At 68.9% G+C, this 814-nt stretch carries 1 protein-coding gene; it reads right to left on the bottom strand.

Translation table 11 applies throughout. The features are described from left to right. Nucleotides 1-782, bottom strand: a 782-nt coding sequence (locus MTQ12_RS14800) for an IS3 family transposase (protein ID WP_247619225.1), incomplete at its 3' end; no start/stop codon positions are given. Between the last annotated feature and the right edge of the window lie 32 nt (nt 783-814).

The raw sequence follows: 814 nt of genomic DNA, 5'->3' as shown, positions 1-814 counted from the left end.
ATCTCGTCCAGGTAGAGCCGTTCGTACTTCAGCGTGCCGAAGCCGCGTTCACGGGACCCGTTCTGCCCCGGGGTCTTCACTCGGGTGCGCACGTGGTGTAGCTCGGGGTGGGCGGCGATGAAGGACTCGAAGCGGAAGGACCGGAACGGCCCGCCGTTGTCCGTCACGATGGTCACCACGGGCAACAGCTCACCGGTCTCGGGATCGACCGGGCAGGCCTCGACCAGCGGGTGACCGAACATGGCCTCGTAGTCGGCCAGGGCCAACTCGATCGCGTCGATCGCGTCGTGCTGGTTCCCGGTGGGCGAAACGTGGAAGGGGTGCTCGTACTTGGACCAGTAGTCCCGGCACCCGGCCAGCCGCCAGGTCCCTCCGGTGGTGGTCTCGAACTCGCTGAAGTCCAGCTGCCAGACTTGGTTCGGACCGGTCGGCTCGGTGGCGAACGCGGCCTTGCGCCGCTCGGCCAGCTTCCGTCGCTCCCGTTGGTACTGCGCGGGCAGAATCAGCCCCTCGTCGCGCAGGATCCGCAGCACGGTCGCCTCGGAAACCACATGCCCGTCGTGGCGGACCATTGCCCAGATCTTCCGATGCCCCCACGCCGGATGGGCCAGCGCGTGCTTGACCACCAGTTCGCTGGCGGCCTGCCGTGCCGGTTGCGGCCACGGTCCCTTCACCGCCGTCCCGGTGCGGGCCTTGGCCTGCCAGCGGCGCCAGGTCCGCTCGGGCATGTCGAAGAGCTGGCAGAACCTCGCGGTCGACATGCCCGCTTCCACGCGGATCACCTCGAGGTCCTCGAAGGGCCCAGCCGGCCCTC

Origin of the sequence: Brevibacterium sp. R8603A2 (assembly GCF_023072605.1) — a bacterium.
Classification (GTDB): Bacteria; Actinomycetota; Actinomycetes; order Actinomycetales; family Brevibacteriaceae; genus Brevibacterium; species Brevibacterium pityocampae.
This window is presented reverse-complemented; position numbering and strand designations above follow the sequence as displayed.